Here is a 17,229-nt window from a genome sequence, read left to right as displayed (position 1 = left end):
GCCGTGTACAAATAAAATGTACGCGGCTTTGTTTTGTTTATTATCCTTTTCCTTTTAATCCAACCAATTCGTATGAAAAATTCCTTCTTTATCCGTTCTTTGATATGTGTGTGCACCAAAATAATCACGTTGAGCTTGCAGGAGATTGGCAGGTAATGTTTCGGTACGATAGCTGTCGTAGTAAGATAAGGCAGCTGAGAAGCATGGAACTGGAATTCCATTTTGCACTGCCAATGCAATAATATCGCGCAATGCATGTTGATAGCTTTCCACAATTTCCTTAAAGTAAGGGTCAAGTAGCAAATTCGCAAGCTTCGCATCGCGATCATAAGCATCTTTAATTTTTTGCAGGAATTGTGCGCGAATGATACAGCCTCCACGGAAAATCATCGCAATCTCTCCATAACGAAGATCCCAGCCAAATTCTTCGGATGCCGCTCTCATTTGGGCAAACCCTTGAGCATAGGAACAAATTTTACTCATATATAAAGCCTTACGAACGGATTCGATAAAGGCTTCACGATCACCGCTAAAGCTTTGTTTTTCCGGACCGCTGAGAATTTTGCTTGCTGCCACACGTTCATTTTTCATCGCAGAAATAAAGCGGGCAAATACAGATTCCGTAATAATTGGAAGAGGAACACCTAAATCAAGTGCACTTTGGCTTGTCCATTTGCCTGTTCCCTTTTGACCGGCAGTATCTAAAATCATATCAACAAGAGGCTTACCTGTATCATCGTCCATTTTTGTGAAAATATCAGCTGTAATCTCGATTAAATAGCTATCAAGCTCTCCCTTATTCCATTCGGAGAACACTTGATGGAATTCCTCAGCACTTAAGCCAAGAACTTGTTTTAATAAAAAGTAGGATTCAGAAATTAATTGCATATCTCCATACTCAATGCCATTATGAACCATTTTGACATAATGACCTGCTCCATCTGGTCCAATATAAGTTGTACAAGGTTCCCCATTTACTTTTGCAGAGATATCCTTAAAGATTGGTGCTACTAAATCAAAGGCTTCCTTTTGACCTCCTGGCATAATAGATGGTCCGCGTAGTGCGCCTTCTTCTCCACCTGAAACACCTGTTCCGATAAAATGAATTCCCATTTCACTTAATTCTTGATTACGTCTGCGGGTGTCTTGAAAATAAGTATTACCACCATCAATCAGAATATCGCCTTTTTCTAAATAAGGTTTTAATTGTTCAATGGTTGCATCTGTTGGAGCACCTGCTTTTACCATCAGCATAATTTTGCGAGGCTTGTCTAGAGAATTGACAAACTCTTCGATTGAATATGTCCCTACAATATTTTTTCCTTCAGTTTCTTTCAACATTTCGTCTGTTTTTTCGCTTGAACGATTGTAGACGGAAACCGTGTATCCTCTTGATTCAATATTCAAAGCTAAATTTTTCCCCATTACTGCTAAACCGATAACACCAATTTGTTGTTTACTCATACTTTTACTTCCCTTCTAACCTGATATAGCCAATCTTAAGCTGAATCCACTATACTTTAACAAGTTTCATTTATTGTTGCAACTAATCAAACCTTAACTTTATTGTTTCAAAATAGTGCTGGAATTAAAACCAGTAATTAAGAATCTTTTTCTTCCGTTAAATAGGAATGAAGAAAATCTTTGTTGAAGCTCGTATCTGTCCCTACATTGTCTTGTTTTTGGCGAGGTTTCAGGTTGCTAGCATTTTCGATGATGCTATCGCCAAATTTTTCTTTCAGCTTAGCTACCGTCTGAATTAAAGGCTCTTGTTTGGCATCCTTTTCATAGGAAAATAAATCCAGTTGCTTGACTACTTGATTTTCTTCCATTAAATCATTTCCTGTAATGCCAAGAAGACGAATCGGATCCCCATTCCAATGCTTTAAAAAAATCTCTTTAGCGATTGCAAAAATCTCTTCTTGGGTATGAACAGGATTATTCAGCTTTCTTCCTCTTGTGTAGGTTGTTCGATCTTTATAACGAATCATGACATTTAATGCTGTCGCAAATACTTGCTTTCTTTTTAAGCGGACAGCTACCTTTTCCGCTAGCTTATTTAATACTTGAAATAGCTCCTGCTGATTTGTGGTATCTCTTGGCAATGTAGTTGAATTTCCTATACTTTTAAAATCCGAAACGGATTCTGGATCAACCCGTCTATGATCGATACCATTTGCTCTTTCTCTTAAACGAATCCCATTAATTCCAAGAATGGATTTTAACAAAATTCCCTGGGAATGGGCGAGGTCACCAATCGTTAGGATATTGATTTTTCTTAGTTTTTCCGCTGTCTTTTTCCCAACACCATGCATTTCTTCAATATCCATGGGCCATAAAATAGGCGGGATATCCCGTTTTCGTAACACCGTTATCCCCATCGGTTTTTTCATATTTGAGGCCATTTTCGCCAAAAATTTATTGGGGGCAATTCCAATACTGCAAGGCAGATCAAGCTGATTTAAAATTTGGTTTTGGATGGATGTGGCGATTTCGAGAGGAGCGCCTAATTCAAAGCTATCTGTTATATCCATATATCCTTCATCTATTGATACAGGCTCCACCAGCTTACTATACTCTCCTAAAATTTCAAACATCCCTAGAGAAGCAGCACGATAACGCTCAAAGTTCGGCTTCATGACAATAAGATTCGGACATAGCTTTTTAGCCTGCCATAAAGGCATGGTAGTTTTAACACCTTTCCTTCGTGCTTCATAGCTGCTTGTGACAATAATTCCCCGTCTCTCTGAAGCATCTCCCGCTATTGCTAATGGTTTCCCCTTCAGTGATGGGTCATAAGCCATTTCGACGGAAGCATAAAAGCTATTCATATCAACATGTAAAATTACCTTGCCGTTCTTTGGATACATTTCCTTCATGTCGACACTTCCCTAAAACAAATTCAACCCTATTTTACCATCTTCGAAAAGAACTTCCCACCGAGCCTTAAGCTTCTCAAAAGAAAAACAGCTACCACATTAAGTAGCTGTGAAAATAAACTATACTTGTTTCATCATAAACTCTTGAATTTCTTTAATTCCCTCTAAGGACTGAACAAGAATGGTCGGATCGACAATGGTAATTAATCTCGATTCTAAATTGGCCACGCCTGTAAAATAGCTTGTTTTTTGATAAGCAACTAGTCCCACTTGTTTGATATTTTCTTCTGGAATATCGAGAATTTCTTTTGCTTCTTGGACAAGAATCCCTATAGAAAGCATTTCGGTTTGCAGTATAATTATCCTCACGGTTTCATCCATTGGAAGAGAATGGTTATAAAAAATTTGCTCTATATCAATGACAGGAATGAGTTCCCCTCTTACCTTGACAATTCCTCGAACATAGCTTGGCAAATGAGGAATTGGGGTTACTCCCTCTAGTTTTTCAATAGACATGACAAATTGAATGGGAACCGCATATTCCTCATTCCTTACTTGAAAGACTACAACCTTATTGGAATCAGTCATGTTTCATCCTCCTGACTTCGATTCACTGAAAAATTTTCTTAAAACCTAGCATTTCAATAAAGTGAAACTTCCATCAGTGGGGGTTTTCATTCATCCCCCACTGATGGTTAGTTGAACTTATCGGACCTTTACGGACAGTTGATCTCCCACTTATCTTCTTTGTATTCTCAGAATCTTGAAGTGGGAGTCTTACTGTCCGTTAAGAGTGGGATAAAAAAGGAGAACCATGAAGGTCCGGTCCTCCATTTTAGCAATAGCAAAAAATTATGAAGCAGTAACCTCTTCAACAATGGCAATAACCATTTCTGCTAGCTTATAAAGTTCTTCCACTGGCATACGTTCATTAGTTGTATGTATTTCTTCATATCCCACAGCAAGGTTAACAGTTGGAATGTTAAATCCAGCGATGACATTTGCATCACTACCTCCACCGCTATTCAAAAGTTCACAGCTTCGGCCAATTTTCACGGCCGCTTTACGTGCCACTTCAACAACATGGTCTTCGGCGCCATACTTAAAGCCTGGGTACATGACTTCAACCTCTACCTCAGCTTTTCCTCCCATATCATTTGCGGCACTTTCAAAAGCCTCTTTCATTTTGCGTACTTGTTCTTCCATTTTTTCATTTATTAGGGAACGAGCTTCAGCGAGAATATCGACACGATCGCATACAATATTAGTTTGTGAACCGCCTTCAAAGCGGCCGATATTAGCAGTTGTTTCTTCATCAATACGTCCCAATGGCATCTTCGCAATCGCTTTTGCAGCAATCGTAATAGCAGAAACGCCTTTTTCCGGTGCAACACCTGCATGAGCTGTTTTTCCATAGATAACAGCTTTCACTTTAGCTTGTGTAGGAGCGGCAACCACGATATTTCCTACTAGTCCATCGCTGTCAACCGCATAACCGTACTTCGCTGTAATTTTGCTAGAATCAAGAACCTTTGCACCGACTAGTCCGGATTCTTCCCCAACCGTAATGACAAATTCGATTTTTCCATGAGGAATATTTTGTTCTTTCAATACTCGGACAATTTCAAGCATTACGGCAAGTCCCGCTTTATCATCCGCACCCAAAATAGTTGTTCCATCTGTCACCACATAACCGTCTTTAATAGATGGTTTAACACCTTTACCAGGTACAACTGTATCCATGTGTGAGGTAAAATAAATAGGATCTACTCCATCTTTTGTTGCCTCTAAAGTACAGATTAAATTTCCCGCCCCATGTCCAGTTTGGGCAGTCGTATCGTCTTGAAAAACATGAACTCCTAAATCGGAAAATTTTTGTTTTAACACCTTTGCAATTTCAGATTCATATTTAGTTTCTGAATCAATTTGCACAAGTTCAAGAAATTCATTTAACAATCTCTCTTGATTAATCATAAATGCCTAACCTCCATATGTATTTTCCCTATTTTAGTATACCTTTAATAGAACATGAATCGCAAACATATTGTCAGATCCAGCTTAGGCCAGTAAAATAGCATTTGAATAATGTGAATTTCGTTAAAACTCAAAGTTTGAAAGTTCGATGCAGAAAGAATAACTGATGAGGAGCATAAAGAATTACTGAAGGTCTTCTTTTTAGAAAATAGAAATAGTGTTAAATAATCAGAGGGAGAATCAACTTCCCCCTCTTCCATCTAATTACAAAGGAATATTTCCATGTTTTTTATTTGGACGTGATTCCTTCTTATGGCGCAGCATATCTAATGCTTGGATAATTTTGATTCTTGTATCGCGTGGATCGATAACATCATCGACCATTCCCATGCTCGCAGCAACATAAGGATTCGCGAACTTATCCCGATACTCGTCAATTTTCTGTGCCCTTGTATCTTCCGGATTTTCACTTTTCTGAATTTCTCTGGCAAAAATAATATTGGCGGCACCTTGCGAACCCATAACTGCAATTTCTGCGTTTGGCCATGCAAAGACAAGATCGGCACCAATTGATTTACTATTTAAAGCAACATAGGCTCCACCGTAAGCCTTTCTTAAAATAATCGTTAGCTTTGGAACAGTGGCTTCTGAATAGGCATAAAGGATTTTTGCTCCATGACGAATAATCCCTCCATGCTCTTGTTTAACTCCTGGGAAGAATCCTGTGACATCCTCAAACGTGATAATCGGAATATTAAAGGAATCACAAAAACGAATAAAACGTGATGCCTTATCGGATGAATTGATATCAAGGCCTCCCGCCATAAACTTCGGTTGATTACAAACGAGGCCAACAACATCCCCTTTTATTCTAGCTAAACCGACGACAACATTTTTCGCAAAGTCTTGATGAATTTCCATAAAGGAACCTTTATCTACAACCTGTTCAACGACAATTCGTACATCATAAGGGCGAATGGCATCAAATGGAATGGCATCGGTTAAATCAGGGCGATAATCGCTTTCCTCATCCACTTCAACAGTTGGTGGCTTTTCTTCATTATTTTGTGGTAAATAGCTTAATAGATGACGTACCTGTTCAATGACCTCTTGTTCCGATTCACCGCGAAAATGGGCATTCCCACTGATCGAGTTATGAACTTTCGCGCCACCTAAGTCCTCTGCTGAAATCTTTTCACCAGTGACCGTTTCAATAACCTTTGGACCTGTGATAAACATCTGACTTGTTTTTTCCACCATTAAAACAAAATCGGTGATCGCTGGTGAATACACTGCTCCGCCAGCACATGGTCCCATGATGACGGAAATTTGCGGAATGACCCCGGAATAAATCGAGTTGCGATAAAAAACCTTCCCGTAACCATCTAATGAAACAACGCCTTCTTGAATTCTTGCCCCACCAGAATCATTTAAGCCAACAAAAGGCGCACCGTTTTTGGCTGCAAGATCCATTACATTGGCAATTTTATTGGCATGCATTTCACCTAAGGCTCCACCAAAAACCGTGAAATCCTGAGAGAATAAGTAAATAGGTCTTCCATTAACCTTCCCATAACCAGTAACAACTCCGTCTCCAGGCCCCTTTTGATTTTCTAAGCCGAAGTCCTTGCAACGGTGCTCAATAAATGGATTGAGCTCAACAAATGTACCAGGATCTACTAATAATTCAATCCGTTCTCTTGCTGTTAATTTTCCCTTTTCATGTTGCTTATCAATCCGGTCATCTCCGCCTCCTAATTCCACCTCTCGTTTCCGGTCATAAAGCTCATTGATTTTTTCATAGATGTCAATCATGTTTCTCTCCCTCTCCCTTTTTTTCACAAAGTTCAAATAAAACGCTTTCAGTTGACTTAGGATGCATGAAGGCAACTAGAGCTCCCCCAGCTCCAATTTTTGGTTCTTCCTGAATCATTCGAATACCCTTTGCCTTTATTTCTTTAATTCGATCCTGAATGGAATCGACTCCTAACGCAACATGATGAATACCTTGTCCCCTTTTTTCAAGGAATTTTGCGATTGTACTTTCAGCGCTAGTCGGTTCTAATAGCTCAAGCTTTGCATCTCCAATTTTAAGAAAGGCAACCTTTAATTTTTCGCTTTCCACTTCTTCAATGCCCAATAGAGGGAGCTTCAATACATTGGTATAGAATGGTAATGTTTCCTCTAATGATTTGACCGCAATGCCGATATGATCTATTTTTTTTATCAACTCTCCCACACCTTTCTTATTATTTTCGTAAATAAATAGCTTTTTACCATTGGTATTCATGAAAAACAATAATAATCGAACTAATCTGACATCTATTAATATATCATAAAATGAAAAATACGAACTTAAAATTTTCTTCATATTTAAAATTTTCGATAATATTCGATGAATTCCTGCAAAATTCATGCAGTTGTCCTTAAATGATTTTCCTTGTAAAATAATGATATAAAGAAAAAGGAGGATGCACCTTGAGAAATAAGAAAACAAGAAAGGTTTTTGTTTATTTAATGCTTTTTGCCATGCTTGCTTCCACCCTTTTAATTGGAATAACAGCTTTTCTTTAAAATGAGAACATGGACAGCAAAATAAAAGCCTTAAGCATTTATATTGATGCTTAAGGCTTTTTATTTATACTCAACTCTATACATTTTTTACAAGTTCACCTTTTATAACCCCAATATCGCCTTTAGCTTCCCTTTTTTATCATGATCTATACGGTAAAAATTACTTTTAATAATTAAATATTCCTCCATTTCTCCCACAAAATGAAGCAAGGCAGCTCTTGTTTCAAATTCCTCCCTTGTTACTGGTAAATCCATGTTTTGAAATTCTACACGCATTCTTTGAATTTTATCTAAATAAATGATGGCGGTGTTTCCAGGATGAATATGTTCTGAGAGCTCTTCAAGAAAATCTGCAATCATCTTTGCCTGCTCTACTTCAAGTGATAGAGAAGTCACAATCGGCAGCACTCTTTCAATGATTTCAAACTGCTTATCGCGCATTTTAAAATACTGGTAATAAAAATTTTCATTTCGTAAAAAATGATTCTCAATATCTAGAAATGCAAGTTGGCGGGCTTCATCGATCAATTTGGATGTTTCAGTAATTTCCCTTCCACCCCAGCTACTGTCGTGCGTTCTTAAATAAAGGACAATCTCATCAAATATCTTTTTGAAGTTCTGTTCAATTTTCCGTTGATGATCCTTAAGCTTATTATCTAGGCTTGGAATGTAAAGATTCATAATTAATGCGACGCCAATCCCAATAAAAATAATTCCTAATTCATTGACAAGTAAGTCTAAAGTTACATGTCGGGCCATAAAAAGATGAATGATAATGACTGTACTAGATACAATGCCCTCACTTGCCCGAAACATCACAACAGTCGGAATGAAAAATAAGATCATAAGACCAATCACAACAGGATGATAGCCAAATAATTCAAAAAAGACCGATGAAAATATCATCGCAATGATACAAGCCAAAATCCGATCCCAGGAAGCCCGAATCGACTTCAGCTTTGTAACTTTAATACATAAAACGGTCAGTATTCCTGCTGAAGCAAAATTATGTAAACCCAGTAATTGTGCAAGCATGATCGAAATCGTCATTCCTAGTGCTGTTTTAATCGTACGATAGCCGATTTTAAATCTCATATCCTAGTGTCTCCTCGTCCAATTTATTACTGCCTTCATCTTTCAGAAAAAAATTGAGAAGATGATCTCTGCATCATCTTCTCATAGAATATCCTTATTAAAGCATTTTTTGCAAGAATTCTTGTGCTCTTTTGCTTTTTGGCTGTGTAAAAAATTCATTAGGTTCCGTATCCTCAAGTAAAACGCCACCATCCAAAAAGAGAACCCGATCTGCTACTTCCTTTGCAAAGCCCATTTCATGAGTAACAATCGCCATTGTCATCCCGGTATGTGCTAATGATTTCATAACTTCAAGCACTTCCTTTACCATTTCTGGGTCAAGCGCTGAGGTTGGTTCATCAAATAACATGACTTTCGGCTGCATGGCTAATGCCCTTGCAATAGCCACACGCTGCTTTTGTCCACCAGATAAGCGATTCGGATATTCTGATGCCTTCGAAGATAAACCCACTGTTTCCAACAATTTTAGCGCACTTTTCTCAGCCTCTGTTTTTGAAAATCCTTTTACCTTCATCGGCGCGTACGTTAAATTTTGGAGGACGGTTTTATGGGGAAATAAATGAAAGTGCTGAAAAACCATTCCCACATTTTGGCGAACCTTCATAATATTTGTTTTTTTATCGGTAATTTCTTGATCTCCAATCCAAATTTTACCACTTGTTGGTGCTTCAAGTAAATTTATACATCTTAAAAAGGTCGACTTTCCTGATCCCGATGGTCCAATAATAGCAACAACCTCACCTTCTGCGATAGAAGTCGTTATTCCCTGCAATACTTCAAGCTTTCCATAGGATTTATGCAAATTTTCTACCTTAATCACTGCGTCTCATTCTCCTTTCAACTGCTTTTCCAATGAATGTTAAGGAGATAACCATTAAATAATAAATGAGCCCAGCAATTAACAGTGGCTCAAAGAAGGAGAACTTGTCTCCACCGACAATATAGGCACGGCGCATAATATCCGTAACACCGATTGTCGTGACAATAGCAGATTCCTTTGTTAATGAAATAAATTCATTCATAAGAGCAGGTAAAATATTTTTCATTGCCTGGGGTAAAATAATATTCCACATCATATTCCGATATGGAACCCCCAATGCCAAGGCAGCTTCACTTTGCCCTTTATCAACAGCTAATATCCCAGCCCTGATAATTTCAGAAATATAGGCCCCTGAATTCAATCCAAATGAAAGAATGGCAGCATTGTATGGTTCAATTTGATAACCGAAGATTTGGGGAGAACCAAAATAAATCAGCATAAGCTGCAAGACTAAAGGTGTTCCGCGAAAAACGGATGTATAAAGATCGGCAAACCAACCTAAAACTTTAATATTACTAATTTTTAATAATGCCAGTAGAATACTTAGAACAAATCCTATTAACCCAGCAATAATGACAATTTGTAGAGTCACACCAATCCCTTTTAAGATATAGGGAACCGATGGGAGGATAGGCGTAAAATCTAGATTCATACATGAACCTCCTCACGATATATTAGAAAAGAAAACGGATAAGAAAGACCATTAGTGGAAAACGAGGCAGCTCTTTTGAAAATGGTGTTAATCCTCGTTTCATCCAGATTAAACTTTCAACCTTTTTCAGAGCTATCCTCGTATTATTTTCGCCATCACTAGTCAGTTTTCACTTTTTATTTGTTAAACCATTTCACAATCAGCTTATCTATTTCACCATTTTCCTTCATTTCATTTAATGCCTGATTGAAATCCTTCGTCAATTTACTATTCTTTGGAAAGGCAATCGCATTCCCTGCTTCTTCTGATCCCTTTAATGTGAACCCAGCAAGATCAGGATTCTTTTTGAAGTATTCCTTCGCGACTGTATCTTCAATAATAATTGCATCAAAACGGCCAGATTTTATTTCTTGAATCAATTCAGGAATTCGATTCCGATTTTCCACCTTAAGATTGATGTCTTTCTTTAAATCCTTCGCTACCCCTTCTTGAATAGAAGCTAGTTGAACACCAACTGTCTTTCCTTTTAAATCTTCAACTGTTTTTACTTTGCTATCCTTTTTTGTCACAATCAAATTTTTTGCTTGATAGTAGAGATCAGAAAAATCAACATTCTTTTTTCTTTCTTCCGTTGGTGTCATCCCCGCAAGCACAAAATCAACCTGACTAGCTTGAAGAGCGGGAATTAATCCGCTAAAGTCCATATCTTTCACTTGAATGGTGTAGCCAAGTTTCTTACCTATTGCTTTAGCAATATCCACATCGAATCCAATAATTTCATCACTTTTTTCAGTATCGACATATTCAAATGGAGCATAATCAGCGGATGTACCCATTGTTAAAACTTTAGAATGATTATCTTTAGCACCATTTGATTGATTCTTGTCACCTGTTCCACACGCTGCTAACAACCCAACTAAAAGGATGGTCATAGAAACCATCGATAATACTTTTTTCATATTTATTTTCCTCCTATAATTATCAGAAAATTTATTTTATTAATCGAACTGAGTATATAATCATATTTTATACAAATAAATAATAAATAAATCGAGCGATTAATAAATGAAATAACAATTTGTATTTTAACACAAATTAATTTTTATGCAATAAAATTATTATTTATAAATATCGATTTATTATTCTATTAAATTTTTGCATAAAAAAAACTCCGATTTCTCGGAGCTTTAGCTACTTATCATTCATGGTTATACTTCTTCGCAATACTCTTCAAATGAAGTTTGTAGTTTCTGAACCACTTCCATTGGTTCATGTCCTTCTATTTCATGACGTTCAATCATTCTGCAAAGCTTACCATCCTTAAGAAGGGCAAAGGAAGGGGAAGAAGGTGGAAAACCTGTAAAATAATTGCGTGCCTTTTCAGTTGCTTCCTTATCTTGACCCGCAAAAACCGTTACTAAATGATCCGGTCTTTTATCATAATGAAGTGAATGTGCTGCGGCAGGTCTTGCAATTCCACCTGCACATCCACATACAGAATTGACCATAACCAAGGTAGTTCCTTTTTTATTTAATGCTTCATCAACTTCATCAACGGTTTTTAATTCCTGATAACCTGCTGAAACAATTTCTTGTCTAGCCTGACGCACGACATCATTCATAAATAGATTGAAATCCATATTCATGAGAACCCGCTCCTTATTTTTGTATTCACTATACGATTATAATAGCAATAAAGCCGACTTTATTTCAAACATTACAACCTTACAAATATCATTTTCACTCTTCAAAGCATTCCAATATCTAAATTTCATTTAAAGAAAACTCGCCGATTGGCGAGCCTTCAGGCGAAGATTAGGCGTAGTTCACCGAAAAAAGAAAAGCGCTTTTTTCGGCTGCGAAGCGTCTCTCGGAAGCCTCCCTTTGTGCACTTATACTTAATTCCTAAAATTGGCTTCTACGTCGAATTTTCATCATTGCTGCCAATTTATGCTTCCTTTAAGTATTAAAAAGAAGCTGACATTTGTCAGCTTCTTTCCAGAACAGTGACTTATTCTAGTCCATTTTTAAATTCCGATAAAAAACCTTAAATAAATTTTCAACCGCGGAGGTTACGGTGCGATCACCACAAATCACTTCATTTTCCATCTTTGGCAGAAGCAGCTTCACTTCAGGATTTTGAAAAAAACTAACCTGAAGCTGATCCATAATCATGGCATAAATCCAATCTTTCGTCTGTTCTCTTCTTCTGTCATAAAAAACGCCATTTTCTTTTGTGCTCTCTTCAAACGTTCGAATCATGTTCCAAATTTCTTCAATACCAACTTGTGCAAGGGATGAACAGGCGTGGGCTTTCGTAACCCAGCCTTTTGTTGCCGGCTGAAGGAAATGTAAAATGCGATTATACTCTTCTTTTGTTTTCAGGGCATTGATTTTATTGTCACCATCAGCCTTATTCACAATGATCGTATCAGCGATTTCCATGATTCCCTTCTTCATTCCCTGCAATTCATCTCCCGCACCAGTCAAAACCAGAAGCATGAAAAAGTCGACCATATTTCTAACGATCACTTCACTCTGACCAACTCCAACTGTTTCGATGAGTATTACATCAAACCCTGCCGCCTCGCAAACAAGCATCGTTTCCCTTGTTTTTCGATGAACCCCACCAAGCTTTCCCCCAGATGGGGATGGACGAATATAAGCTCTCGGATTCCGTGCCAATTGTTCCATTCTCGTTTTATCCCCGAGAATACTCCCTCCACTAATACTGGAACTCGGATCAATCGCTAGCACGGCTACCTTTAATCCCAAGTTGCAGAGAAACATGCCAAAGGCCTCGATAAAAGTGCTTTTTCCTGCTCCAGGGACACCGGTTATGCCAATGCGAATAGAAGATCCGGAGTGTGGCAATAATCTTTGCAGCAATTCTTGTGATTTCTTAAAATGGTGCTCAGCATTACTTTCAATTAAAGTGATAGCTCGTGCAATTACACTTCGATCGCCGGTGAGAACTCCCTTATATAACTCCTCAATCGTTGGATCATTCTTCGATCTTTTTTGAAAACGGGATGTTTTTTTGATTTCCACGGCTTCCTCTTTGCGGATGACCCCTTTTTTGATCACCGTTGAAAAAGATTCAGGATGCTCTGGATCACTCCATTCAGGCTTTTTATCATCATTCATGTATTTCGGCCACTTCCTCATAGCCTAGCTTTTCATAGATAGCACGAACCACCTTTTGTGCAGCCACTGGGACTACTGTTCCTGGACCAAATATCGCTGCTGCACCATGATCATATAAAAATTGATAATCTTGAGCAGGAATAACCCCGCCAACTACGACAAGAATATCCTCACGTCCTAATTTCTTTAGCTCCCCAATCAATTGAGGTAAAAGGGTTTTATGACCTGCAGCAAGGGAACTCATCCCAACAACATGGACATCATTTTCCACCGCTTGTAGAGCTGTTTCCTCTGGAGTTTGGAATAGAGGACCGATATCCACATCAAAACCTAAATCCGCAAATGCCGTTGAAATCACCTTAGCCCCTCGGTCATGTCCATCCTGACCCATTTTTGCAATGAGAATCCGAGGTCTTCTACCCTCGTTTTCTAAAAATTCATCCGTCATTTTCTTCACTTCAGCAATTTCTTCATCATTAGAAAATGCAGAACTATAAACACCACTGATCGAGCGAATGGTTGCCTGATGACGACCAGCTACACGCTCAATTGCAGATGATATTTCGCCTAAAGTAGCTCTTACTCTTGCCGCCTGAACAGAAAGGGCAAGCAAATTACCTTCTCCTGATTCCGCTGCTTCTGTTATTGCTTTTATAGCAGCTTGAACTTTCTCTTCATCTCTAGTGGATTTTAATTGATTTAATTTTTCAATTTGCTTTAACCGAACAGCTGTATTATCAATGTCAAGAATTTCAATTGCTTCCTCTTGTTCTAAGCGATAGCGATTAACACCGATGATCGTTTCTTTGCCAGAATCGATTTGTGCCTGTCTTCTTGCTGCCGCCTCTTCAATCCGCATTTTTGGAAGTCCGGTTTCAATTGCCTTTGCCATACCACCCAGATTCTCAATTTCTTCAATATGCTTCCAGGCTCTTTCAATTAATTGGTTGGTTAAGGCTTCCACGTAATAGGAGCCGCCCCAAGGATCAATCACATTGGTAATTCCTGTTTCTTCTTGTAAATATAGCTGAGTATTACGGGCAATTCTTGCTGAGAAATCCGTTGGCAGCGCAATTGCCTCATCAAGGGCATTCGTGTGTAGGGATTGCGTATGTCCCATCGCAGCTGCATGGGCCTCGATTAATGTTCTAATTACATTATTAAAAGGATCTTGTTCCGTTAAACTCCAGCCAGATGTTTGTGAATGGGTACGAAGTGCTAATGCCTTTGGATTCTTGGGCTCAAAGGATTTCATCATTTTTGCCCAAATATATCTTCCAGCCCGCATCTTGGAAACTTCCATAAAATAATTCATACCGATAGCCCAGAAGAAAGACAATCTTGGTGCAAAGGAATCGATATTAATACCTGCCCTGATACCAGTCCTTACATATTCCAAACCGTCAGCCAATGTATAAGCAAGTTCAATATCTGCTGGGGCTCCTGCTTCCTGCATATGATAACCGGAAATACTGATGCTATTAAATTTCGGCATGTATTTTGATGTATATTCGAAAATATCAGCAATTATCTTCATAGACATCTCTGGAGGATAAATATACGTATTCCGTACCATATATTCCTTTAAAATATCATTTTGAATGGTTCCAGAAAGTTTTTCCTGACTGACTCCCTGTTCTTCAGCTGTGACAATATAAAAGGCCATGATTGGCAGTACTGCCCCATTCATCGTCATTGATACAGACATTTGATCAAGCGGGATTCCATCAAATAACGTTTTCATATCCAGAATAGAATCAATCGCAACTCCCGCTTTCCCAACATCCCCAACTACACGTGGATGATCTGAATCATAGCCGCGATGTGTGGCTAAATCGAAAGCAACAGATAAGCCTTTTTGACCCATGGCAAGGTTCCTGCGATAAAAGGCATTGCTTTCTTCAGCCGTAGAGAACCCAGCGTATTGTCTAACTGTCCATGGACGATTGACATACATCGTTGGATATGGGCCACGCAAGTATGGAGGAAGCCCTGGTAAGCTGTCAACATGCTCAAGCCCCTCGCGATCTTCACTTGTATATAACGGTTTTAGCTTAATTTGTTCATTTGTTTCAAAAAGCAAATCATCCAGTGATTGTTCAATTTCTTTCTCTGCTTTCTTTTTCCATTCACCTTTTGAAGGGAGAGATATATTTTCGAGAGAAATATTTTTAAAATTTGGTTTACTCATGTCCCTTCACCTCCGTATCTTGTAAAAGAGAAGAAAGAAATTCATAACAGTTGCTCTTGAGATGAATGAATTGTTTAATACCTGCTTTTTCCCACTCATTCTGATCTTCATCTGGAACCCCCGCTAAATATAGGGAAACATCAGGATCTTCTTTATGAATGGAAGAAACCATTTCAAGAGCCGTCAATGTATATTGTTTATTGCTGCCACAAACAAAATAATGATTTGCCTTTGTTTTATTCATAAAATCAAGCACTTGCTCCAAGGAATCAATCGCATCACTTTTTTGCACAGCAATTCCACCAGGAGATAAAAATCCTGAAATAAAATCAGCTCTGGCTTTATGATTCTTTAATGCTCCCAGGCAGATTAAGCCTACTCGAATTCCACCCAATTTTTCTGCTTTTTGACGCAATTGCTCAAAAGATTTTGCAAGTCTTGTCGGTTTAATTGGTTCAATTTGTGCCTTTTGTTCAATGGTGGCAACAACTTGTCCTTTCTGAACCTCTATTTTTTCAGAAAGATTTGCGTATATATTGGTTCCGATAATACTCTGTATTCTTGTAGAAGCATCTACTTCTCTTTTATTTCTCACTGTTTTCACTTGTTTCTGAATCCATCCTGCTAATAGACGATCGTAAATCCCGTTTTGGTCCTCAATTTCAAGAAAAAGCTCCCATGATTTGTTCGTAATCCCATCAGTTAAATATTCCACATACCATGAACCTCCGGCAGGGTCAATTACTTTTGTTAAATGGGCCTCTTCCTTCAAAATTAATTGCGTATTACGGGCAATTCGATCTGAAAAAGAATTGACCTCTTCAAACACTTCATTATATGGAGTTACATGTAAGTATTCCACGCCTCCAAGTACAGCTGCGAATGCCTCATTTCCTCCTCTTAGCAAGTTTACATATGGATCATATTGCGTTTTTGTAAACAAAGAGGTTTCAGCTGAAATCGTCATATGTCTGTATTCTTCATCGACCCCATAGCTTTCAGCAATTTTACTCCAAAGTAAACGGGCAGCTCGAAGCTTGGCGATTTCCACAAAGAAGTTCGCCCCGATTGCAAATTTAAATACAAGATTTCTAAAAATAGCTTGAATCTCCTGTCCCTCATTTTTTAGATTTTCAATATGAAAGACTGCTGTTGATAAGGCATAAGCAATTTCTTGAACTGCATTTGCTCCACCGTTATGATATGGAGTTGTATCTACTAAAATAGTTTTAAGATTTGGCATGTGTAGATTAGCTTTTTCTATCGTTCGCGCCCACTTATGATAAATACCATTAATAGTATCCTGCAGATTCCCGTCTGTAACAAGCTTCGCAAGGGGATCACTTGCAATGTATCCCGAGATCTTATCCAGATGATTCCATTGAACTAATTCCGAGATAACCTGTTCGAAATAGTCCTTTGCATCAAGGCTAAATGGATATTGAAGATATAAATCTCCTACAATGTCATTCAGTTGAGTAATCACTTCTTCTGTAACAGCAAAAGATATTGCCGTCTGCCCCCTTTCTAAGGCAGATTTGACATTTTCATGAAGCTCAGGTGCGGAGTTTCCTTCAATTTTTTGCGCAATTTTCCATTCCTGAGTGAGATAGCCAAGAGGAGAATTCCCCCTTCTGAAATCACCCAAGCCGGGATATTCCGATATAGTGAAATGGTTTTCTTGATCCAAGCGCGTATAAAGCGGTTTCAAATTGATGTTTTCATAAGTATGTCTGGCAAGTGTTTGAATCGCCTTCCCCTTTAATGTTTCTTCTGCTTTTTCAGTCCATTCTTCGACTGTTTTTCTTGTAAAAGTATTGTGCAACATATTATCAATACTCATTTTGAGCTGTCAAAACAGACAGCACTCCCTCCCTTCATGATGGCTCATGTGAAA

General features: G+C 38.2%; 15 protein-coding genes. 1 reads left to right on the top strand and 14 read right to left on the bottom strand.

Going from position 1 to position 17,229, the window contains the following annotated elements; all coding sequences use genetic code 11:
* Positions 1–54 precede the first annotated feature (54 nt).
* The 6 genes from gndA to mce all read right to left on the bottom strand — a co-directional run bounded on the left by gndA (position 55) and on the right by mce (position 7,083).
* The gene (gndA, locus tag ACE38V_RS03680; protein ID WP_375839808.1) at positions 55–1,464 is read right to left on the bottom strand and encodes an NADP-dependent phosphogluconate dehydrogenase; all 1,410 of its coding nucleotides are present in this window, start codon (positions 1,462–1,464) and stop codon (positions 55–57) included.
* Between the two features lie 137 nt (positions 1,465–1,601).
* Positions 1,602–2,879, bottom strand: coding sequence for a DNA polymerase IV (locus tag ACE38V_RS03675; RefSeq protein ID WP_375839807.1), 1,278 nt, complete (start codon positions 2,877–2,879; stop codon positions 1,602–1,604).
* A gap of 120 nt (positions 2,880–2,999) precedes the next feature.
* The gene (locus ACE38V_RS03670; RefSeq protein ID WP_375839805.1) at positions 3,000–3,467 is read right to left on the bottom strand and encodes a chemotaxis protein CheW; all 468 of its coding nucleotides are present in this window, start codon (positions 3,465–3,467) and stop codon (positions 3,000–3,002) included.
* A 264-nt stretch (positions 3,468–3,731) separates the two neighbouring features.
* Complete coding sequence (locus ACE38V_RS03665) at positions 3,732–4,853, bottom strand: M20/M25/M40 family metallo-hydrolase (RefSeq protein WP_375839803.1); 1,122 nt, start codon at positions 4,851–4,853, stop codon at positions 3,732–3,734.
* 264 nt (positions 4,854–5,117) lie between these two features.
* A complete protein-coding gene (locus ACE38V_RS03660; protein ID WP_375839802.1) occupies positions 5,118–6,668 on the bottom strand; it encodes an acyl-CoA carboxylase subunit beta in 1,551 nt (516 codons plus the stop codon).
* A complete protein-coding gene (gene mce, locus ACE38V_RS03655; protein WP_375839801.1) occupies positions 6,661–7,083 on the bottom strand; it encodes a methylmalonyl-CoA epimerase in 423 nt (140 codons plus the stop codon). The genes ACE38V_RS03660 and mce overlap by 8 nt, the downstream gene beginning before the upstream one ends.
* Before the next feature lie 248 nt (positions 7,084–7,331).
* On the opposite strand from mce, the gene prli42 reads away from it, so the two are divergent.
* Positions 7,332–7,427 carry a stressosome-associated protein Prli42 gene (gene prli42, locus ACE38V_RS03650; protein WP_375839799.1) on the top strand — a complete coding sequence of 32 codons (96 nt, stop codon included), beginning with the start codon at positions 7,332–7,334 and terminating at the stop codon, positions 7,425–7,427.
* Between the two features lie 102 nt (positions 7,428–7,529).
* On the opposite strand, the gene ACE38V_RS03645 is transcribed toward prli42, so the two are convergent.
* From ACE38V_RS03645 to ACE38V_RS03610, 8 genes are all read right to left on the bottom strand, one after another.
* Entirely contained in the window at positions 7,530–8,522 is a 993-nt protein-coding gene (locus tag ACE38V_RS03645) for an aromatic acid exporter family protein (protein WP_375839797.1), read from the bottom strand.
* 97 nt (positions 8,523–8,619) lie between these two features.
* Positions 8,620–9,342: an amino acid ABC transporter ATP-binding protein gene (locus ACE38V_RS03640; protein ID WP_375839795.1), complete on the bottom strand. Its 723-nt coding sequence runs from the start codon at positions 9,340–9,342 to the stop codon at positions 8,620–8,622.
* Positions 9,335–9,994: an amino acid ABC transporter permease gene (locus ACE38V_RS03635; protein ID WP_375839794.1), complete on the bottom strand. Its 660-nt coding sequence runs from the start codon at positions 9,992–9,994 to the stop codon at positions 9,335–9,337. Before ACE38V_RS03635 ends, ACE38V_RS03640 begins: the two co-directional genes overlap by 8 nt.
* Positions 9,995–10,170: 176 nt before the next feature.
* Complete coding sequence (locus ACE38V_RS03630; RefSeq protein ID WP_375839792.1) at positions 10,171–10,953, bottom strand: transporter substrate-binding domain-containing protein; 783 nt, start codon at positions 10,951–10,953, stop codon at positions 10,171–10,173.
* A gap of 249 nt (positions 10,954–11,202) precedes the next feature.
* On the bottom strand, positions 11,203–11,640 hold the full coding sequence (locus ACE38V_RS03625; protein WP_375839791.1) for a BrxA/BrxB family bacilliredoxin: 438 nt from the start codon (positions 11,638–11,640) through the stop codon (positions 11,203–11,205).
* Positions 11,641–12,010: 370 nt separating this feature from the next.
* Complete coding sequence (gene meaB, locus ACE38V_RS03620) at positions 12,011–13,141, bottom strand: methylmalonyl Co-A mutase-associated GTPase MeaB (RefSeq protein WP_375839790.1); 1,131 nt, start codon at positions 13,139–13,141, stop codon at positions 12,011–12,013.
* On the bottom strand, positions 13,134–15,332 hold the full coding sequence (gene scpA, locus ACE38V_RS03615; RefSeq protein ID WP_375839789.1) for a methylmalonyl-CoA mutase: 2,199 nt from the start codon (positions 15,330–15,332) through the stop codon (positions 13,134–13,136). The genes meaB and scpA overlap by 8 nt, the downstream gene beginning before the upstream one ends.
* Positions 15,325–17,160, bottom strand: a complete 1,836-nt coding sequence (locus ACE38V_RS03610; protein WP_375839788.1) for a methylmalonyl-CoA mutase family protein — start codon at positions 17,158–17,160, stop codon at positions 15,325–15,327. The genes scpA and ACE38V_RS03610 overlap by 8 nt, the downstream gene beginning before the upstream one ends.
* Positions 17,161–17,229 lie beyond the last annotated feature (69 nt).

It is taken from the genome of Cytobacillus sp. Hz8, from assembly GCF_042263505.1.
Lineage (GTDB): Bacteria > Bacillota > Bacilli > Bacillales > Cytobacillaceae > Bacillus_BE.
The sequence above is the reverse complement of the archived record's forward strand: the minus strand, read 5'-3'. Positions and strand labels throughout refer to the sequence as shown.